This window comes from Maritimibacter sp. HL-12, from assembly GCF_900177545.1.
GTDB lineage: Bacteria > Pseudomonadota > Alphaproteobacteria > Rhodobacterales > Rhodobacteraceae > Sinisalibacter.
This window is the reverse complement of sequence record NZ_FXBQ01000001.1, coordinates 2,002,441-2,016,765: the sequence shown is the minus strand read 5'-3', so window position 1 is coordinate 2,016,765 and position 14,325 is coordinate 2,002,441. Positions and strand designations below refer to the sequence as shown.

Sequence of the window (14,325 nt, the reverse complement as noted above, 5' to 3'; positions counted from 1 at the left end):
GTCAGGCCTCCTCTTACGCTTCGCCGGCCGCGGCGGCGGCCTTTTCGTTCAGGATCGTCTTCACGCGGGCCGCGTCACGGCGCACCTGGCGCACACGGGCGGTGTTTTCCTGCGCGCCGGTGGCTTGCTGGAACCGCAGGTTGAAGCTTTCCTTTTTCAGCTCGGCCAACTGCTCCTTGAGCTGGTCGGGCGTCTTGTCACGCAATTCCTTGGCGTTCATTCGCCTTATCCTTTCTCAACATCACCGGGGCGCCCATGCCATCCGCCTTTGCAAGCGGTCAGGTCACGCCGAATCCGGTGGAGTTCGTGTGAAGGCTGCGCAATACGCGGGTTCAGACTGGAAAGCAAGCCCCTTGGGCGGGTTTTCGCGGCTGCGCCCGAGAGTCGGTTTTGAAACCGCGTCAGGAGCGGTTTGAAACCGCCCCGGCGCGACAACTGCGCTCTCGCCCTGCCCCGCGCCATGCGCTATCACGCGACCATGGCCGATATCAAATCCCTCTTCGTGACCCGCCTTTACCGCGCCCGGCTTGACGAGCACGGGCCCTCGATCGACCCCGCGTCGCTGGAGGCCGAGTGCCTTGCCATCGCCGAGGACGACGAGGCCGGGCAGCGCTGGTCGGCCGAGAACGGCTATCCGGGCTACACCTCCTACGCCTCGCTCGCCGATCTGCCGTGGCGCTCGCCGGTGTTTGCCGATGTGAAAGCGGCGCTGGATGCACATGTGGCGGCCTTCGCGGAAGATCTCGCGTTCGATCTCGACGGACGGGCGCTGGTGCTGGAGGATCTCTGGATCAACATCCTGCCGGAAGGTGGCACCCATGGCAGCCATATTCATCCGCATTCGGTGATTTCGGGGACCACCTACGTGGCGGTGCCAGAGGGGGCCTCGGCGTTGAAGCTGGAAGACCCGCGCTCGGCGCGGATGATGGCGGCCCCGCCGCGTCGCAAAGACGCGCGCGAGGAATTGCAGACCTTCATCTATATCGTGCCTCAGGTCGGCGACGTGATGCTGTGGGAAAGCTGGCTGCGGCACGAGGTGCCGCTGAACATGGCCGACGACGAAGACCGGATTTCGGTGAGTTTCAACTATCGGTGGGAGTGAGGGGGCCGTCGGCGCGGTCGACCAAGCCCGGGCAGAACACCCGGTCGAGCACCTCCAGAACCTCGCGGGCCTTGTCATCGCTGAGCGCGTAATAGCTCGATTTTCCAACCCGGCGGAATGACACGATCCCCTCGAAACGCAGCCGTGCGAGGTGGCTCGACACCACCGGCTGGGTCGCCGCCATCAACGCCTGCAACTGGCGGACGGTCTTTTCACCGTCGCGAAGATGGGTCAGCACCGTCAGCCGCCCTTCATGACCAAGCACCTTGAGCAGCGACGATGCCTCGAAGGCATGGGGAGCGAGGGCTTCGGCGGCGCGCAGGGTGCGTTTGTTGTCGGGCCTCGTTGCTGTCGTTGTCATCGCGCGCCTCGTGTCTGCATCGTGGTCCGGTCATCGTCGCCCGCCGGGGTTATGTCTCGGGGGCCAATGAATCATATATCTGATCAATTTAGTCAGCTTATGATCGGGTGCAAGGCGGAAAGGACCGAGAAAGACGCAGGAAAGCAGCCGTGCAACTTCGGACATACAAAAAGGCGGGGAGGAAACCCCGCCTTTTCGTGGTTGTCGTTCTGGGAGCGGCCCACGCGACTTCTTTCGAAACCACGTTCCACCACGCCGCCGGCAATTCGCTGATGCGAAGTGCGGCTTACCAGTCTTCCCGCATCACCGTCCGGGTCTTGATCGGCAGCTTCATCGCAGCGAGGCGGAGCGCCTCGCGGGCGATCTCCTCGTTGACGCCGTCGATCTCGAACATGATCCGGCCGGGCTTGACTTTCGCGGCCCAGAAATCGACCGAGCCCTTGCCTTTACCCATCCGGACTTCCGTCGGCTTCGACGACACCGGGGTGTCGGGGAAGATACGGATCCAGACCCGGCCCTGACGCTTCATGTGGCGCGTCATGGCCCGGCGGGCGGCTTCGATCTGGCGCGCGGTCACGCGCTCGGGTTCCACCGCCTTGAGGCCGAAAGTGCCGAAGTTCAGATCAGAGCCACCCTTGGCCTGACCCTTGATGCGGCCCTTGTGCATCTTGCGGAATTTGGTGCGCTTCGGTTGCAGCATTTTATGCTCTCCTTACCGGCGGCCGCCCATGGCGCCACGTGGCGCCGGGCCTTCCTGGAGTTCCTGGAGCTTGCGATCATGCGCGGAGGGGTCATGCTCAAGGATCTCGCCCTTGTAGATCCAGACCTTGATCCCGATGATGCCGTAAGCGGTTTTCGCCTCGGCCAGCGCATAGTCGATATCGGCGCGCAGGGTGTGCAGCGGCACACGGCCCTCGCGGGTCCACTCGGTGCGGGCGATCTCGGCACCGCCAAGACGACCTGCCACGTTCACCCGGATGCCGAGGGCACCCATGCGCATGGCGTTCTGCGCCGACCGCTTGATCGCGCGGCGGAATGCCACCCGGCGCTCAAGCTGCTGGGCGATGCTTTCGGCCACAAGCTGGGCATCGAGCTCGGGCTTGCGGACCTCGACGATGTTGAGGTGCAGTTCCGAGTCCGTCATCGCGGCGAGCTTCTTGCGCAGCACCTCGATGTCGGCGCCCTTCTTGCCGATGATGACACCGGGGCGCGCGGTGTGGATCGTGACGCGGCACTTCTTGTGCGGACGTTCGATGATCACCTTGCTCACGCCGGCCTGCTTGACCTCTTCGCGGATGAAATCGCGCATCTTGAGGTCTTCGAGCAGGAGGTTGCCGTAGTCCTTGGTGTCGGCATACCAGCGGCTGTCCCAGGTGCGGTTGACCTGAAGGCGCATGCCGATCGGATTGACTTTATGACCCATTAGGCTTGCTCCTCAACTTGACGCACCTTGATGGTGAGTTCCGAGAACGGCTTGTTGATCCGGCCATAGCGGCCCCGCGCCCGCGGACGGCCGCGCTTCATGATCAGGTTCTTGCCCACGAAAGCCTCGGCAACGACGAGTTCGTCGACGTCGAGGTTGTGGTTGTTCTCGGCGTTGGCCACCGCGGACTGAAGGCATTTCTTCACGTCCTGGGCGATGCGCTTTTTCGAGAAGGTCAGCGCGGTGAGCGCCTTGTCGACCTTCTTGCCGCGGATCATCGCGGCGACGAGGTTGAGCTTCTGCGGGCTGGTGCGCAGCATGCGCAGCTTCGCCATCGCCTCGTTGTCCGCCACGCGGCGGGGATTTTTATCCTTGCCCATGGCTTACTTCCTCTTCGCTTTCTTGTCGGCCGCGTGGCCGTAATAGGTGCGGGTCGGCGCGTATTCACCGAACTTCTGGCCGATCATGTCCTCGGAGACGTTCACCGGGATATGCTTCTTGCCATTGTAGACACCGAAGGTGAGGCCGACGAACTGCGGCAGGATGGTCGAGCGGCGCGACCAGATCTTGATGACCTCGTTGCGGCCCGACTCGCGGGATTTTTCGGCTTTCTTGAGGACGTAAGCGTCGACAAAAGGGCCTTTCCATACAGAGCGCGACATGATTACCGACCCTTCTTCCTGGCGTGACGCGAGCGGACGATCAGCTTCGACGACGCCTTGTTCTTGTTGCGGGTGCGGGCACCCTTGGTCGGCTTGCCCCAGGGCGTGACCGGGTTACGGCCACCGCTGGTGCGGCCTTCGCCACCGCCGTGCGGGTGGTCGATCGGGTTCATCACGACACCGCGGACCGAGGGGCGCTTGCCGTAGTGGCGGTTGCGCCCGGCCTTGCCGAGGTTCTGGTTCGAGTTGTCGGGGTTCGACACCGCGCCAACCGTCGCCATGCATTCCTGGCGCACGAGGCGAAGCTCACCCGACGACAGCCGGATCTGGGCATAGCCGCCGTCACGACCGACGAACTGGGCATAGGTGCCCGCGGCACGCGCGATCTGGCCGCCCTTGCCGGGCTTCATCTCGACGTTGTGCACGATGGTGCCGATCGGCATGCCCGAGAACGGCATCGCGTTGCCGGGCTTGATGTCGGCCTTCGCGGAAGCGACCACCTGGTCACCCACGGCGAGGCGCTGGGGGGCGAGGATGTAGGCCTGTTCGCCATCGTCATAGGCGATGAGGGCGATAAAGGCGGTCCGGTTCGGATCGTATTCGATCCGTGCCACGCGGGCGGGAACGTCGACCTTGTTACGTTTGAAATCGACGATACGATAGAGACGCTTCGCGCCACCACCGCGGCGACGCATCGTGATCCGTCCGGTGTTGTTCCGGCCGCCCTTCTTCGTCAAACCCTCGGTGAGGGCCTTGACGGGACGTCCTTTCCAAAGCTCCGAACGGTCGATCAGCACCAGCCCACGCTGGCCCGGCGTCGTCGGCTTATACGACTTGAGTGCCATGCTTTCTGTCTTCCGTTGCTTTGCGGCGGGTTGCCCCGCCTGTCTGTTAGAGCCCCCCGAAGGGAGCGGGGTATAGGGCCCCGGAGGTCCCCGAATTCAATAAACCACAGGCCCCGGAACGAATCCGGGGCCACGTGACTGGCGCGGTATAGCGGGGTTGGGGTGTGGTGGCAAGTGGCGGGTGAGGCTGGCGGCGGCTGAGTTTTCATTCCCGCCACAGGGCGCAGCCGGGTCGGGACGCCTGCGGACACACTTGCGGGTAAAGGGATCAAAACCACTGGTTTTCCGGACGCCCATGCGCCATTGTTTGGGCAAAACCAGGAGAAACGAGTGATGCGAAAACCTGTCTGGTTGTTCGGGGGCGTGGCCCTTTTTCTGGCGGCCTGCGAAGGCACGGGCGGCTCCGGCGGGCCTTCCGGCGCGTTCATACAGGAATTGCCCGAGGGCGTGCTGGCCATCGCCGCCCCCTACCAGGACCTCGCTGCGGTGAAGATCGACCCGGCGGATGGCTGCTACGTCTATCGCCATGAAGGCCCGGTGGAGACCACCTTCCTGCCGCTGCGCGCGAAAAACGGGCGGCCGATCTGCTCTGCCGGGCCGGCCGAAGCCACCGGCTGATCCCGCGCTTTCAGCTTTTTGATGCGACCAGGTCTTCCGGCGGATAGAGCACCGCCTGCGCCCCCTTTTCGACATGGGGGTAGAGATCATTGATATGGGCCATCACCATGCGCACGCAGCCCGAGCTTGCACGCCCGCCGACCGACTTGGGATAGGGCGAGCCGTGAATCCGCAGCAGGGTGTCGCGGTTGCCCTCGTAAAGGTAGAAGGCGCGCGAGCCGAGCGGGTTGCGGGGGCCCGCGTCCATGCCGTGCTCATACTTCTCATATTGCGGATCTCGCTTGATCATCGCTTTCGTCGGCGTCCAGGTCGGCCACTTCGCCTTGCGCCCGATGGTATAGGTGCCCGGCTCGTAGAGATTGCCCCTGGCGATGGCAACGCCGTAGCGCATTGCCGTGCCGTCGTCGCCGATGTGATAGAGATAGCGCGCCACGGCATCGACATGGATGCTGCCCGGCGTCAGGCCAGGGTTCGCCTCGACCCGTTGCGGCAGGAAACGCGGGTGAAATCCCCAGGGGTTCGTGGTTTCGGGCACGTAATTTGCGGGGGTAACCTGCGCATCCCACCGATCCCAGTAGGCCGGGTTTGTCCGGGGCGCGCGCGGCGCCGGCTCGGGCAGAGTTTCGGCCGGGGCTTCGGCCTCGGTTCCGGTGGTAGCATCGGCACCGTCTTCAGCCTCGGTCTGGGCCTGGGCGATCGGGGCCGAAAACATGGCCGCGGAGGTGATCACGAAATGGCGTCTGGTCAACATGGGATACGATTCTCGTTTACAAAGGATAGTCAGAGTGTTGGCCGCGTTGGCCAACAGATCAAGCAGCGAGCCTGTCACATGGCCGTGTTTGCGCGGTTGGGTGCCGTTCGGGAGCGCCGTGACCGACGCTTGGGAATAGGCAACCCGGCAGGATCGGGGAAACCGAAAAGGCCCCCCGCTTGCGCGAGGGGCCTGTTGTTTGCCGTGGCCGGGGTTCGTCCCGGCACCGCGCTCAAAGCCCGGTGGTCACGTCGATCGTGTTGCCTTCTTCAAGCGTCACGTAGGCCTTCTTGACGTCTTTCCGCTTGCCCATCTGGCCGCGGAAGCGCTTGACCTTGCCCTTGGTGATGGTGGTGTTCACCGCCTTCACCTTGACGCCGAAGAGGCTTTCGACGGCCTCCTTGATCAGCGGTTTGTTGGCGTCGATCGCCACTTCGAACACCACCGCGCCGGATTCCGACGCCATGGTGGCCTTCTCGGTGATGATCGGCTTGCGGATCACGTCGTAGAGTTTCGCCTTGTCGGTCATTTCAGCCGAGCCTCCAGAGCTTCGACACCCGCCTTCGTGAGCACCAGGGTGTCACGCTTGAGGATGTCATAGACGTTGGCGCCCATCGAGGGCAGCACGTCGAGCCCGTCAATGTTGCGCGCGGCCTGGGCGAAGGTTTCGTTCACCTCCGCACCGTCGATGATCAGCGCACGCTTCCAGCCGAGGCTTTTCAGCTGCTTGGCGAGCGCCGAGGTCTTGCCGTTGGATTCGGCGGCCTCGATGATCACCAGCTCGCCGGCTTTCGCCTTGGCGCTGAGCGCGTGCCGCAACCCGAGGGCGCGGAACTTCTTCGGCAGGTCGTGGGCGTGGCTGCGCGGGGTCGGGCCCTTGTAAACGCCACCCTTGCGGAAGATCGGCGCGTTGCGGTCGCCGTGGCGTGCGCCACCGGTGCCCTTCTGGCGATAGATCTTCTTCGTCGAGTAGCTGGTCTCGGACCGGGTCTTGACCTTGTGGGTACCGGCTTGCGCCTTGTTGCGCTGCCAGCGGACCACGCGGTGCAGGATGTCGGCGCGCGGTTCGAGGCCGAACAGGGCCTCGTCCAGCTCAACAGACCCGGCCTTGCCGCCGTCCAGTTTGATCACGTCGAGTTTCATGCTTCAGCGCCTCCTTCGGGGGCTTCTGCCGGTGCTTCCACAGCCGGTTGAGCGTCCGATTTCAGGGCCGCCGGGTGCGGCACACCATCGGGCAACTTCTTCTTCACCGCGTCTTTCACGGTGACCCAGCCGCCACGCGAGCCCGGCACGGCACCCTTGATGAAGACGAGCCCGCGCTCGGCATCGGTGCGCACCACTTCCAGGTTCTGGGTGGTGACACGGGCAGCGCCCATGTGGCCGGCCATCTTCTTGCCCTTGAACACGCGGCCCGGGTCTTGGCACTGACCGGTGGAACCGTGCGAGCGGTGGCTGATCGACACGCCGTGGGTGGCGCGCAGACCGCCGAAGTTGTGCCGCTTCATGGCACCGGCAAAGCCCTTGCCGATCGAGGTGCCGGACACGTCGACCTTCTGGCCTTCGACGAAGTGCTCGGCCGAAAGCTCGGCACCCACGTCGATCAGGTTGTCGGGGCTCACGCGAAACTCGACGAGTTTGCGCTTGGGCTCCACCTTGGCAGCGGCGAAGTGGCCGCGCATGGCCTGCGACGTCCGCTTGGCCTTGGCCGCGCCTGCACCGAGTTGAACGGCGGTGTAGCCGTCTTTCTCGGCGGTGCGCTGGGCCACCACCTGAAGGTTGTCGAGTTGAAGGACGGTCACGGGAATCTGCTTCCCGTCCTCCATGAACAGGCGGGTCATGCCCACCTTCTTTGCGAGAATGCCAGAGCGCATTGCTGGTGCCCTCCTCAGACCGAAATCTGCACGTCGACGCCGGCGGCGAGGTCGAGCTTCATCAGCGCGTCCACGGTCTGCGGCGTCGGGTCGACGATGTCGAGGAGCCGCTTGTGGGTGCGGATCTCGAACTGGTCACGGGATTTCTTGTCAACGTGGGGTCCACGCAGAACCGTGAACTTCTCGATCTTGTTCGGCAGCGGAATCGGTCCGCGCACCGTGGCACCCGTCCGCTTGGCGGTGTTGACGATTTCCAGCGTGCTCGCGTCGAGCACCCGGTAATCGAACGCCTTGAGGCGGATGCGAATATTTTGGCTGTGAAGCGCCATGTTATCTTGCCTTTCGTTGAGAGGTGGTATCGGGGGACTGCCCCCCGACCCACGTCGAACCAGTCTTTACACGAGGATTTTCGACACGACGCCGGATCCGACGGTGCGGCCGCCTTCGCGGATGGCGAAGCGCAGGCCTTCTTCCATCGCGATCGGGGCGATCAGCTCGACGGTGAACTTCAGGTTGTCGCCCGGCATCACCATCTCGGTGCCCGAGGGAAGCTCGACCGTGCCGGTCACGTCCGTCGTGCGGAAGTAGAACTGCGGGCGGTAGTTGGCGAAGAACGGCGTGTGGCGGCCGCCTTCCTCCTTGGTCAGGATGTAGACCTCGCACTCGAACTTCGTGTGCGGCGTCACCGAACCCGGCTTGCACAGAACCTGGCCACGCTCGACCGCGTCACGGTCGATGCCGCGCAGAAGAACGCCCACGTTGTCGCCCGCCTCGCCGCGATCCAGCAGCTTGCGGAACATCTCGACACCCGTGCAGGTCGTCTTCTTGGTGTCGCGGATGCCGATGATCTCGAGCTCGTCGCCCACGTTCACAACACCACGCTCAACCCGGCCGGTCACAACCGTGCCACGGCCCGAGATCGAGAACACGTCCTCGATCGGCAGCAGGAACGGCTGGTCGACAGCCCGCTGCGGCGTCGGGATCGACGCGTCAACCGCCGCCATCAGCTCGCGGATCGAGTTCTCGCCGATCTCCGGATCGCGGCCCTCGAGCGCCGCCAGCGCCGAGCCCTTGATCACCGGAATGTCGTCGCCGGGGAAATCGTACTCGGTCAGAAGCTCGCGGATCTCCATCTCGACAAGCTCAAGAAGCTCCTCGTCATCCACCTGGTCGACCTTGTTCATGTAGACAACCAGCGCAGGCACGCCAACCTGGCGCGCAAGCAGGATGTGCTCGCGGGTCTGCGGCATCGGGCCATCGGCCGCCGAAACCACGATGATCCCGCCGTCCATCTGCGCGGCGCCCGTGATCATGTTCTTCACGTAGTCCGCGTGGCCGGGGCAATCGACGTGCGCGTAGTGACGGTTCTCGGTCTGGTACTCGACATGCGCCGTCGAGATCGTGATCCCCCGCGCCTTCTCCTCCGGTGCACCGTCAATCTGGTCGTAATCGCGAAACTCGCCGAAATACTTCGTGATCGCCGCCGTCAGCGTCGTCTTGCCGTGGTCAACGTGTCCAATCGTCCCGACGTTCACGTGCGGTTTGGAGCGTTCAAACTTTTCCTTAGCCATCTTGTCTTCCTTTTCGTTTCGGGTGGCGGGGCAGCCCCGCCCTACGGGTGGTGGGTAGGGCGGGGTTCACCCCGCCATCCCGGTTAAGCGTATTTCGCCTGGATCTCGTCGGAGATGTTCTGCGGAACCGGCTCGTAATGGTCGAACTGCATGGTGAACTGGGCGCGGCCCGACGACATCGACCGCAGCGTGTTGATGTAGCCGAACATGTTGGCCAGCGGCACGAAGGCCGCGATCGCCACGGCATTGCCGCGCGGCTCCTGGCCGGAAACCTGGCCACGACGCGAGGTCAGATCGCCGATGATGTTGCCGGTGTATTCTTCCGGCGTCACCACCTCGACCTTCATCATCGGTTCCAGCAGCTTGGCACCGGCCTTCTTGAGACCTTCGCGCATGCACATGCGGCTGGCGATCTCGAAAGCGAGGACCGAGGAGTCGACGTCGTGGAACTTGCCGTCGACCAGCGCCACCTTGAAGTCGATCACCGGGAAGCCGGCAATCGGGCCCGAATCCATCACCGACTTGATGCCCTTCTCGACGCCGGGGATGTATTCCTTCGGCACCGCGCCACCGACGATGCGGCTCTCGAAGGAATAGCCTTCGCCGGCTTCGGTCGGCGCGATCTCGAGCTTGACCTCGGCGTACTGGCCCGACCCACCCGACTGTTTCTTGTGGGTGTAGGTGTGCTCGATCGCGTGACCGATGGTCTCGCGGTAAGCCACCTGCGGCGCGCCGATGTTGGCCTCGACCTTGAACTCGCGCTTCATCCGGTCGACGAGGATGTCGAGGTGAAGTTCGCCCATGCCCTTCATGATCGTCTGGCCCGATTCGAGATCGGTTTCGACGCGGAACGAGGGATCTTCCGCCGACAGGCGTTGAAGCGCCTGGGCCATCTTTTCCTGGTCGGCCTTGGTTTTCGGCTCGACCGCGATTTCGATGACCGGATCGGGGAAGCTCATGGTCTCGAGCACCACCTGTTTCTGCGCGTCACACAGGGTGTCGCCGGTGGTGGTTTCCTTCAGGCCGGCCAGCGCGATGATGTCGCCCGCGAAGGCCTCTTCGATTTCCTCGCGGTTGTTGGAGTGCATCATCATCATCCGGCCGATGCGCTCGCGCTTGCCCTTGGTCGAGTTCACGATGCCGTCGCCTTTCTTCAGCACACCCGAATAGATGCGCGTGAAGGTGAGCGAACCCACGAAGGGGTCGTTCATGACCTTGAAGGCGAGGCCCGCGAAAGGCTGGCTATCGTCGGCGGAACGGGCGAGATCGCGCGTTTCCGTTTCGTCGCCGGGGGCAAAGCCCATGTAGGCGGGCACGTCGAGCGGACCGGGCAGGAAGTCGATCACCGCGTTGAGCAGCGGCTGGACGCCCTTGTTCTTGAACGCCGAACCACCCAGAACCGGCACGAAGGACATGCTCAGCGTGCCCTTGCGGACCAGCTTGCGCAGGGTCGCCTCGTCGGGCTCGTTGCCCTCGAGGTAGGCTTCCATCGCGTCATCGTCCATCTCGACGGCGTGCTCGACCAGGTGCGAGCGCCATTCTTCGGCGGTGGCGGCAAGATCGTCGCGGATCGGCTGGCGCACCCAGGAGGCCCCCAGGTCTTCGCCCTTCCAGACCCATTCTTCCATCTTGATGAGATCGACGATGCCTTCGAGGTTGTCCTCGGCACCGATCGGGAAGTTTACCGGAACCGGGGTGGCCCCGGTGCGGTCCTTGATCATGCGCACGCAGTTGAAGAAGTCGGCCCCGATCTTGTCCATCTTGTTGACGAACACCATGCGCGGCACCTTGTAGCGGTCGGCCTGACGCCACACGGTTTCGGTTTGCGGCTCGACACCGGCGTTGGCATCGAGCAGCGCAACCGCGCCGTCGAGCACGGCCAGAGACCGCTCGACTTCGATGGTGAAGTCGACGTGGCCGGGGGTGTCGATGATGTTGAACCGGTACTTGGTGTCGGAGATACCCTCGGCGGTCGGATCTTCCTGGCGCTGCCAGAAGGTCGTCGTTGCGGCCGAGGTGATGGTGATGCCGCGTTCCTGCTCCTGCTCCATCCAGTCCATCGTGGCGGCGCCGTCATGGACTTCGCCGATCTTGTGGGACTTGCCGGTGTAGAAAAGGATGCGCTCGGTCGTCGTCGTCTTGCCCGCGTCGATGTGGGCCATGATACCGAAGTTGCGGTAGCGCTCGAGGGGATAATCGCGTGCCATGGAAAGGGCCTCTTACCAGCGGTAGTGGCTGAACGCTTTGTTCGCGTCTGCCATCTTGTGGGTGTCTTCACGCTTTTTCACGGCGGTGCCACGGCCGTTCACTGCATCGAGCAGTTCACCGGCGAGGCGTTCTTCCATCGTGTTTTCGTTGCGGTTGCGCGAAGCGATGATGAGCCAGCGGATCGCAAGCGCTTCACGGCGCTCGGGGCGCACTTCAACCGGCACCTGGTAGGTCGCGCCACCGACCCGGCGCGAGCGCACTTCGACCGAAGGCTTGATGTTGTCGAGCGCCTCGTGGAACACTTCCACCGGCGCACGCTTGATCTTGTCTTCAACCCGGTTGAGGGCGTTGTAGACGATCGTTTCCGCGACCGACTTCTTGCCGTCGATCATCAGGTTGTTCATGAACTTCGTCAAAATCCGATCACCGTACTTGGCATCGGGCAGAACTTCGCGCTTTTCGGCGGCGTGGCGACGGGACATCCTGGTCTCTCCTTACTTCGGACGCTTCGCGCCGTATTTCGAACGACGCTGGCGACGGTCTTTGACGCCCTGGGTATCGAGCACACCGCGCAGGATGTGGTAGCGCACACCGGGAAGGTCTTTCACACGGCCGCCACGGATGAGCACGACCGAGTGCTCCTGCAGGTTGTGGCTCTCGCCGGGGATGTAGCTGATCACCTCGAAGCCGTTCGACAGGCGCACCTTGGCAACCTTCCGCATGGCCGAGTTCGGCTTCTTCGGCGTCGTGGTATAGACGCGGGTGCAGACGCCGCGCTTCTGCGGGCAGGATTCCAGGTGCACCGACTTGGAACGTTTGATTTTGGGCTGCCGCGGCTTGCGGATCAGCTGCTGGATCGTTGGCATTGGGTCTCGTCCCCGTGTTGCAACACTCTGTTCATGGGGCGCGCGCCCCGGTTAATCTGTTCTGCGCCTCACGCGTCCGCAAAACGCAATCCGCCGCACCCGCCCCTTTACTTGAGGCGACGCGGTGGGTTTCCAGAGGATCGGGGCGATTGCCCGGATCTTGTCCACTTCAACTCTGATGCAGGCGCGCGGGTTTGACCGGTTGCCCGAATGAGGCGGCGTATATGGGGAGTCGGAGGGGTTGTCAACAAGGGTTCGGTGCCGGAACCCGGCAATCAGCGGGCCTGACGGGCGAGCGCACGTTCGCGCAGGAGCGTGAACAGCCCGGTTGCAACGACGATGGCGGCACCGAAAAGGGTCAGCGGCGTCGGCCAGTCGCCGAACACCAGCCAGCCCAGGACAAGTGCCCAGATCAAGCCGGTGTAGCGAAACGGCGCGACAAGGCCGATTTCACCCACCCGCATCGTCATCACCGAGGCAAGGTAACCGGCGAAGATGAACACCGCCGCAAGCGCGAGGAGGCCGAGGTCGGTGCGACCCACGGGCTGCCAGCCCTGCATCGCCGCGAGCAATCCTGACGCCAGCATGATCACTGCCGCGCCGACGAGCGCCACGGTCATGGAAGGCGCTGCGGGCGAAAGCCTGCGCGCGGCGAGATCGCGGATGGTGACGAACCCGACCGCCCCGAGCGCGTAGAGGGCGTGGATATCGAAGCCCCCCGGCCCCGGACGAACGATCAGCATCACGCCGACGAAGCCGATCGCGATCGCGGCGAGCCTTCGCCAGCCCAGCGGCTCGCCAAACACCAGCGCCGCGGCCAGCGCCACGGTGAGCGGCAAGGCTTGCAGGATCGCCGTCAGGTTGGCCAGCGGCATTCGCATGAGGGCGGCGAGGAAGAGGAAGGTCGCGCCGAGATCGGCAAGGCTGCGCAGGACGATGAGCGCCCAGTCGCGGCGCGGCAGGTTCAGACGGATGGCACCGATGTGCCTTGCCGCGAGGTAGATCAGCGCGGTGCTCATCACCCCGCGCAGGAAGATTGCCTGGGCCAGCGGAACGCTGTCGCCCAGGGCCTTGATCGCGGTGTCGTTTAACGTGAAGGCGGCCATCGAGAGCATCATCAGCCCCGCGCCGCGCAGGTTGTCGGAGCGCCGCAAACTTGCGTCTGGAGTCACTCGGCGGCCTCGCCGTGCTCGTCGCGCCAGCCTTGCAGGGCCTGTTTGAAGCCGGGCAGATCAACACGGAAACGTTGCCGCAAGACCCGGCGCAGCTCGGCCGGATCGGCCTCGAAATGCGCCACCGGCTTCGGGCCGCCGCTGTCGTTGGTGCCATGCACGCCGCGCAACCACATGTAGGCGTCGCTCTGGGTGACCACCGGCATGGATTGCCAGATCACGTGATGCATGAAATCGAGCACGTGGTTGCCGTCGCTCGGCCGGGTGCAGACCGCGAAGGCAATGCCGAGAAAGGCCTCGAAGCGCGGATAGGGCGTGAGGCTCCCGCCAGTATCGAACAGGTTGATGCCGCGCGCATAGTCGATCGCCATCAGGCCGGTGGCATCGAACAACTTGCGCGTCTTGCGGAAATCGCGCCGCAGCCGCCGGACGAAATCGACCGAAACCGCGTCGTCGTCGTCGTGGCGGAATTGCAGCACCGCCTCCGCCTCCGGGTCGATATGGCGGGCGATGGCATCGGCGCAAACCTTGCGGTGATCCTCGGGCGGCACGAATTCGGCCACGAGCTGCGGGATCGCCGAGACATGGGCGAGCATCCGCGACCGCCATGGCTCGGGCATGTCTTCTCCGAGCACGACCACGAGCTTGAAGTTCGGGTCTTTCTGCGCGGCAATGCCAGGCAGCACGACATGCTCGAACCAGGTGAAGCGCAAGGCGAGGCGCTTGGGCTCGTAGAGAAAGGCACGGCGGTTGGCGACGTGGTGGTGATGGACCTTGAAGGCACCCTTCGAAGGCACCGAAAAACGACACAGGCCCAGAACCTGAACCCCGTTTACCGTGCTGTTTTCCACCTCGGACATGGGCAAACTATGTCA

The 14,325-nt window shown here is 64.0% G+C and carries 20 protein-coding genes; 2 read left to right on the top strand and 18 right to left on the bottom strand.

Going from position 1 to position 14,325, the window contains the following annotated elements; translation table 11 throughout:
- Nucleotides 1–13 precede the first annotated feature (13 nt).
- Entirely contained in the window at nt 14–220 is a 207-nt protein-coding gene (gene rpmC / locus B9Y97_RS10100) for a 50S ribosomal protein L29 (RefSeq protein WP_085526614.1), read from the bottom strand.
- Between the two features lie 258 nt (nt 221–478).
- On the opposite strand from rpmC, the gene B9Y97_RS10095 reads away from it, so the two are divergent.
- On the top strand, nt 479–1,102 hold the full coding sequence (locus tag B9Y97_RS10095) for a TIGR02466 family protein (RefSeq protein WP_085528205.1): 624 nt from the start codon (nt 479–481) through the stop codon (nt 1,100–1,102).
- Here B9Y97_RS10095 and B9Y97_RS10090 read toward each other — a convergent pair.
- From B9Y97_RS10090 to rplB, 6 genes are all read right to left on the bottom strand, one after another.
- A complete protein-coding gene (locus tag B9Y97_RS10090; protein WP_085526613.1) occupies nt 1,083–1,463 on the bottom strand; it encodes an ArsR/SmtB family transcription factor in 381 nt (126 codons plus the stop codon). The two genes, B9Y97_RS10095 and B9Y97_RS10090, sit on opposite strands and share 20 nt — an antisense overlap.
- Nucleotides 1,464–1,749: 286 nt before the next feature.
- Nucleotides 1,750–2,163, bottom strand: coding sequence for a 50S ribosomal protein L16 (gene rplP / locus B9Y97_RS10085; protein ID WP_085526612.1), 414 nt, complete (start codon nt 2,161–2,163; stop codon nt 1,750–1,752).
- 12 nt (nt 2,164–2,175) lie between these two features.
- Nucleotides 2,176–2,886 (bottom strand): 30S ribosomal protein S3, encoded by a 711-nt coding sequence (gene rpsC, locus B9Y97_RS10080; RefSeq protein WP_085526611.1) that lies wholly within the window; start codon nt 2,884–2,886, stop codon nt 2,176–2,178.
- Entirely contained in the window at nt 2,886–3,266 is a 381-nt protein-coding gene (gene rplV, locus B9Y97_RS10075) for a 50S ribosomal protein L22 (RefSeq protein ID WP_085526610.1), read from the bottom strand. Before rplV ends, rpsC begins: the two co-directional genes overlap by 1 nt.
- A 3-nt stretch (nt 3,267–3,269) precedes the next feature.
- The gene (rpsS, locus tag B9Y97_RS10070; protein ID WP_085526609.1) at nt 3,270–3,548 is read right to left on the bottom strand and encodes a 30S ribosomal protein S19; all 279 of its coding nucleotides are present in this window, start codon (nt 3,546–3,548) and stop codon (nt 3,270–3,272) included.
- Nucleotides 3,549–3,550: 2 nt separating this feature from the next.
- The gene (gene rplB, locus B9Y97_RS10065) at nt 3,551–4,393 is read right to left on the bottom strand and encodes a 50S ribosomal protein L2 (protein WP_085526608.1); all 843 of its coding nucleotides are present in this window, start codon (nt 4,391–4,393) and stop codon (nt 3,551–3,553) included.
- 333 nt (nt 4,394–4,726) lie between these two features.
- Between rplB and B9Y97_RS10060 the strand changes: the two genes are divergently transcribed.
- A complete protein-coding gene (locus B9Y97_RS10060) occupies nt 4,727–5,011 on the top strand; it encodes a hypothetical protein (RefSeq protein WP_085526607.1) in 285 nt (94 codons plus the stop codon).
- A 10-nt stretch (nt 5,012–5,021) separates the two neighbouring features.
- Here B9Y97_RS10060 and B9Y97_RS10055 read toward each other — a convergent pair whose 3' ends face one another.
- From B9Y97_RS10055 to B9Y97_RS10005, 11 genes are all read right to left on the bottom strand, one after another.
- Nucleotides 5,022–5,762, bottom strand: a complete 741-nt coding sequence (locus B9Y97_RS10055) for a L,D-transpeptidase (protein WP_085526606.1) — start codon at nt 5,760–5,762, stop codon at nt 5,022–5,024.
- A 232-nt stretch (nt 5,763–5,994) separates the two neighbouring features.
- On the bottom strand, nt 5,995–6,291 hold the full coding sequence (locus tag B9Y97_RS10050) for a 50S ribosomal protein L23 (protein WP_085526605.1): 297 nt from the start codon (nt 6,289–6,291) through the stop codon (nt 5,995–5,997).
- Nucleotides 6,288–6,905, bottom strand: coding sequence for a 50S ribosomal protein L4 (gene rplD / locus B9Y97_RS10045; protein WP_085526604.1), 618 nt, complete (start codon nt 6,903–6,905; stop codon nt 6,288–6,290). Before rplD ends, B9Y97_RS10050 begins: the two co-directional genes overlap by 4 nt.
- Nucleotides 6,902–7,633 (bottom strand): 50S ribosomal protein L3, encoded by a 732-nt coding sequence (gene rplC / locus B9Y97_RS10040; RefSeq protein ID WP_085526603.1) that lies wholly within the window; start codon nt 7,631–7,633, stop codon nt 6,902–6,904. Before rplC ends, rplD begins: the two co-directional genes overlap by 4 nt.
- Before the next feature lie 14 nt (nt 7,634–7,647).
- A complete protein-coding gene (gene rpsJ, locus B9Y97_RS10035; protein WP_085526602.1) occupies nt 7,648–7,962 on the bottom strand; it encodes a 30S ribosomal protein S10 in 315 nt (104 codons plus the stop codon).
- A gap of 66 nt (nt 7,963–8,028) precedes the next feature.
- Nucleotides 8,029–9,204, bottom strand: coding sequence for an elongation factor Tu (tuf, locus tag B9Y97_RS10030; RefSeq protein WP_085526585.1), 1,176 nt, complete (start codon nt 9,202–9,204; stop codon nt 8,029–8,031).
- Nucleotides 9,205–9,287: 83 nt separating this feature from the next.
- Entirely contained in the window at nt 9,288–11,411 is a 2,124-nt protein-coding gene (gene fusA, locus B9Y97_RS10025; RefSeq protein WP_085526601.1) for an elongation factor G, read from the bottom strand.
- A 12-nt stretch (nt 11,412–11,423) separates the two neighbouring features.
- On the bottom strand, nt 11,424–11,894 hold the full coding sequence (gene rpsG, locus B9Y97_RS10020) for a 30S ribosomal protein S7 (protein ID WP_085526600.1): 471 nt from the start codon (nt 11,892–11,894) through the stop codon (nt 11,424–11,426).
- Between the two features lie 12 nt (nt 11,895–11,906).
- A complete protein-coding gene (gene rpsL, locus B9Y97_RS10015) occupies nt 11,907–12,278 on the bottom strand; it encodes a 30S ribosomal protein S12 (protein WP_085526599.1) in 372 nt (123 codons plus the stop codon).
- 275 nt (nt 12,279–12,553) lie between these two features.
- A complete protein-coding gene (locus B9Y97_RS10010) occupies nt 12,554–13,450 on the bottom strand; it encodes a DMT family transporter (RefSeq protein ID WP_254900893.1) in 897 nt (298 codons plus the stop codon).
- Nucleotides 13,447–14,310, bottom strand: a complete 864-nt coding sequence (locus B9Y97_RS10005) for a glycosyltransferase (RefSeq protein WP_085526597.1) — start codon at nt 14,308–14,310, stop codon at nt 13,447–13,449. Before B9Y97_RS10005 ends, B9Y97_RS10010 begins: the two co-directional genes overlap by 4 nt.
- Between the last annotated feature and the right edge of the window lie 15 nt (nt 14,311–14,325).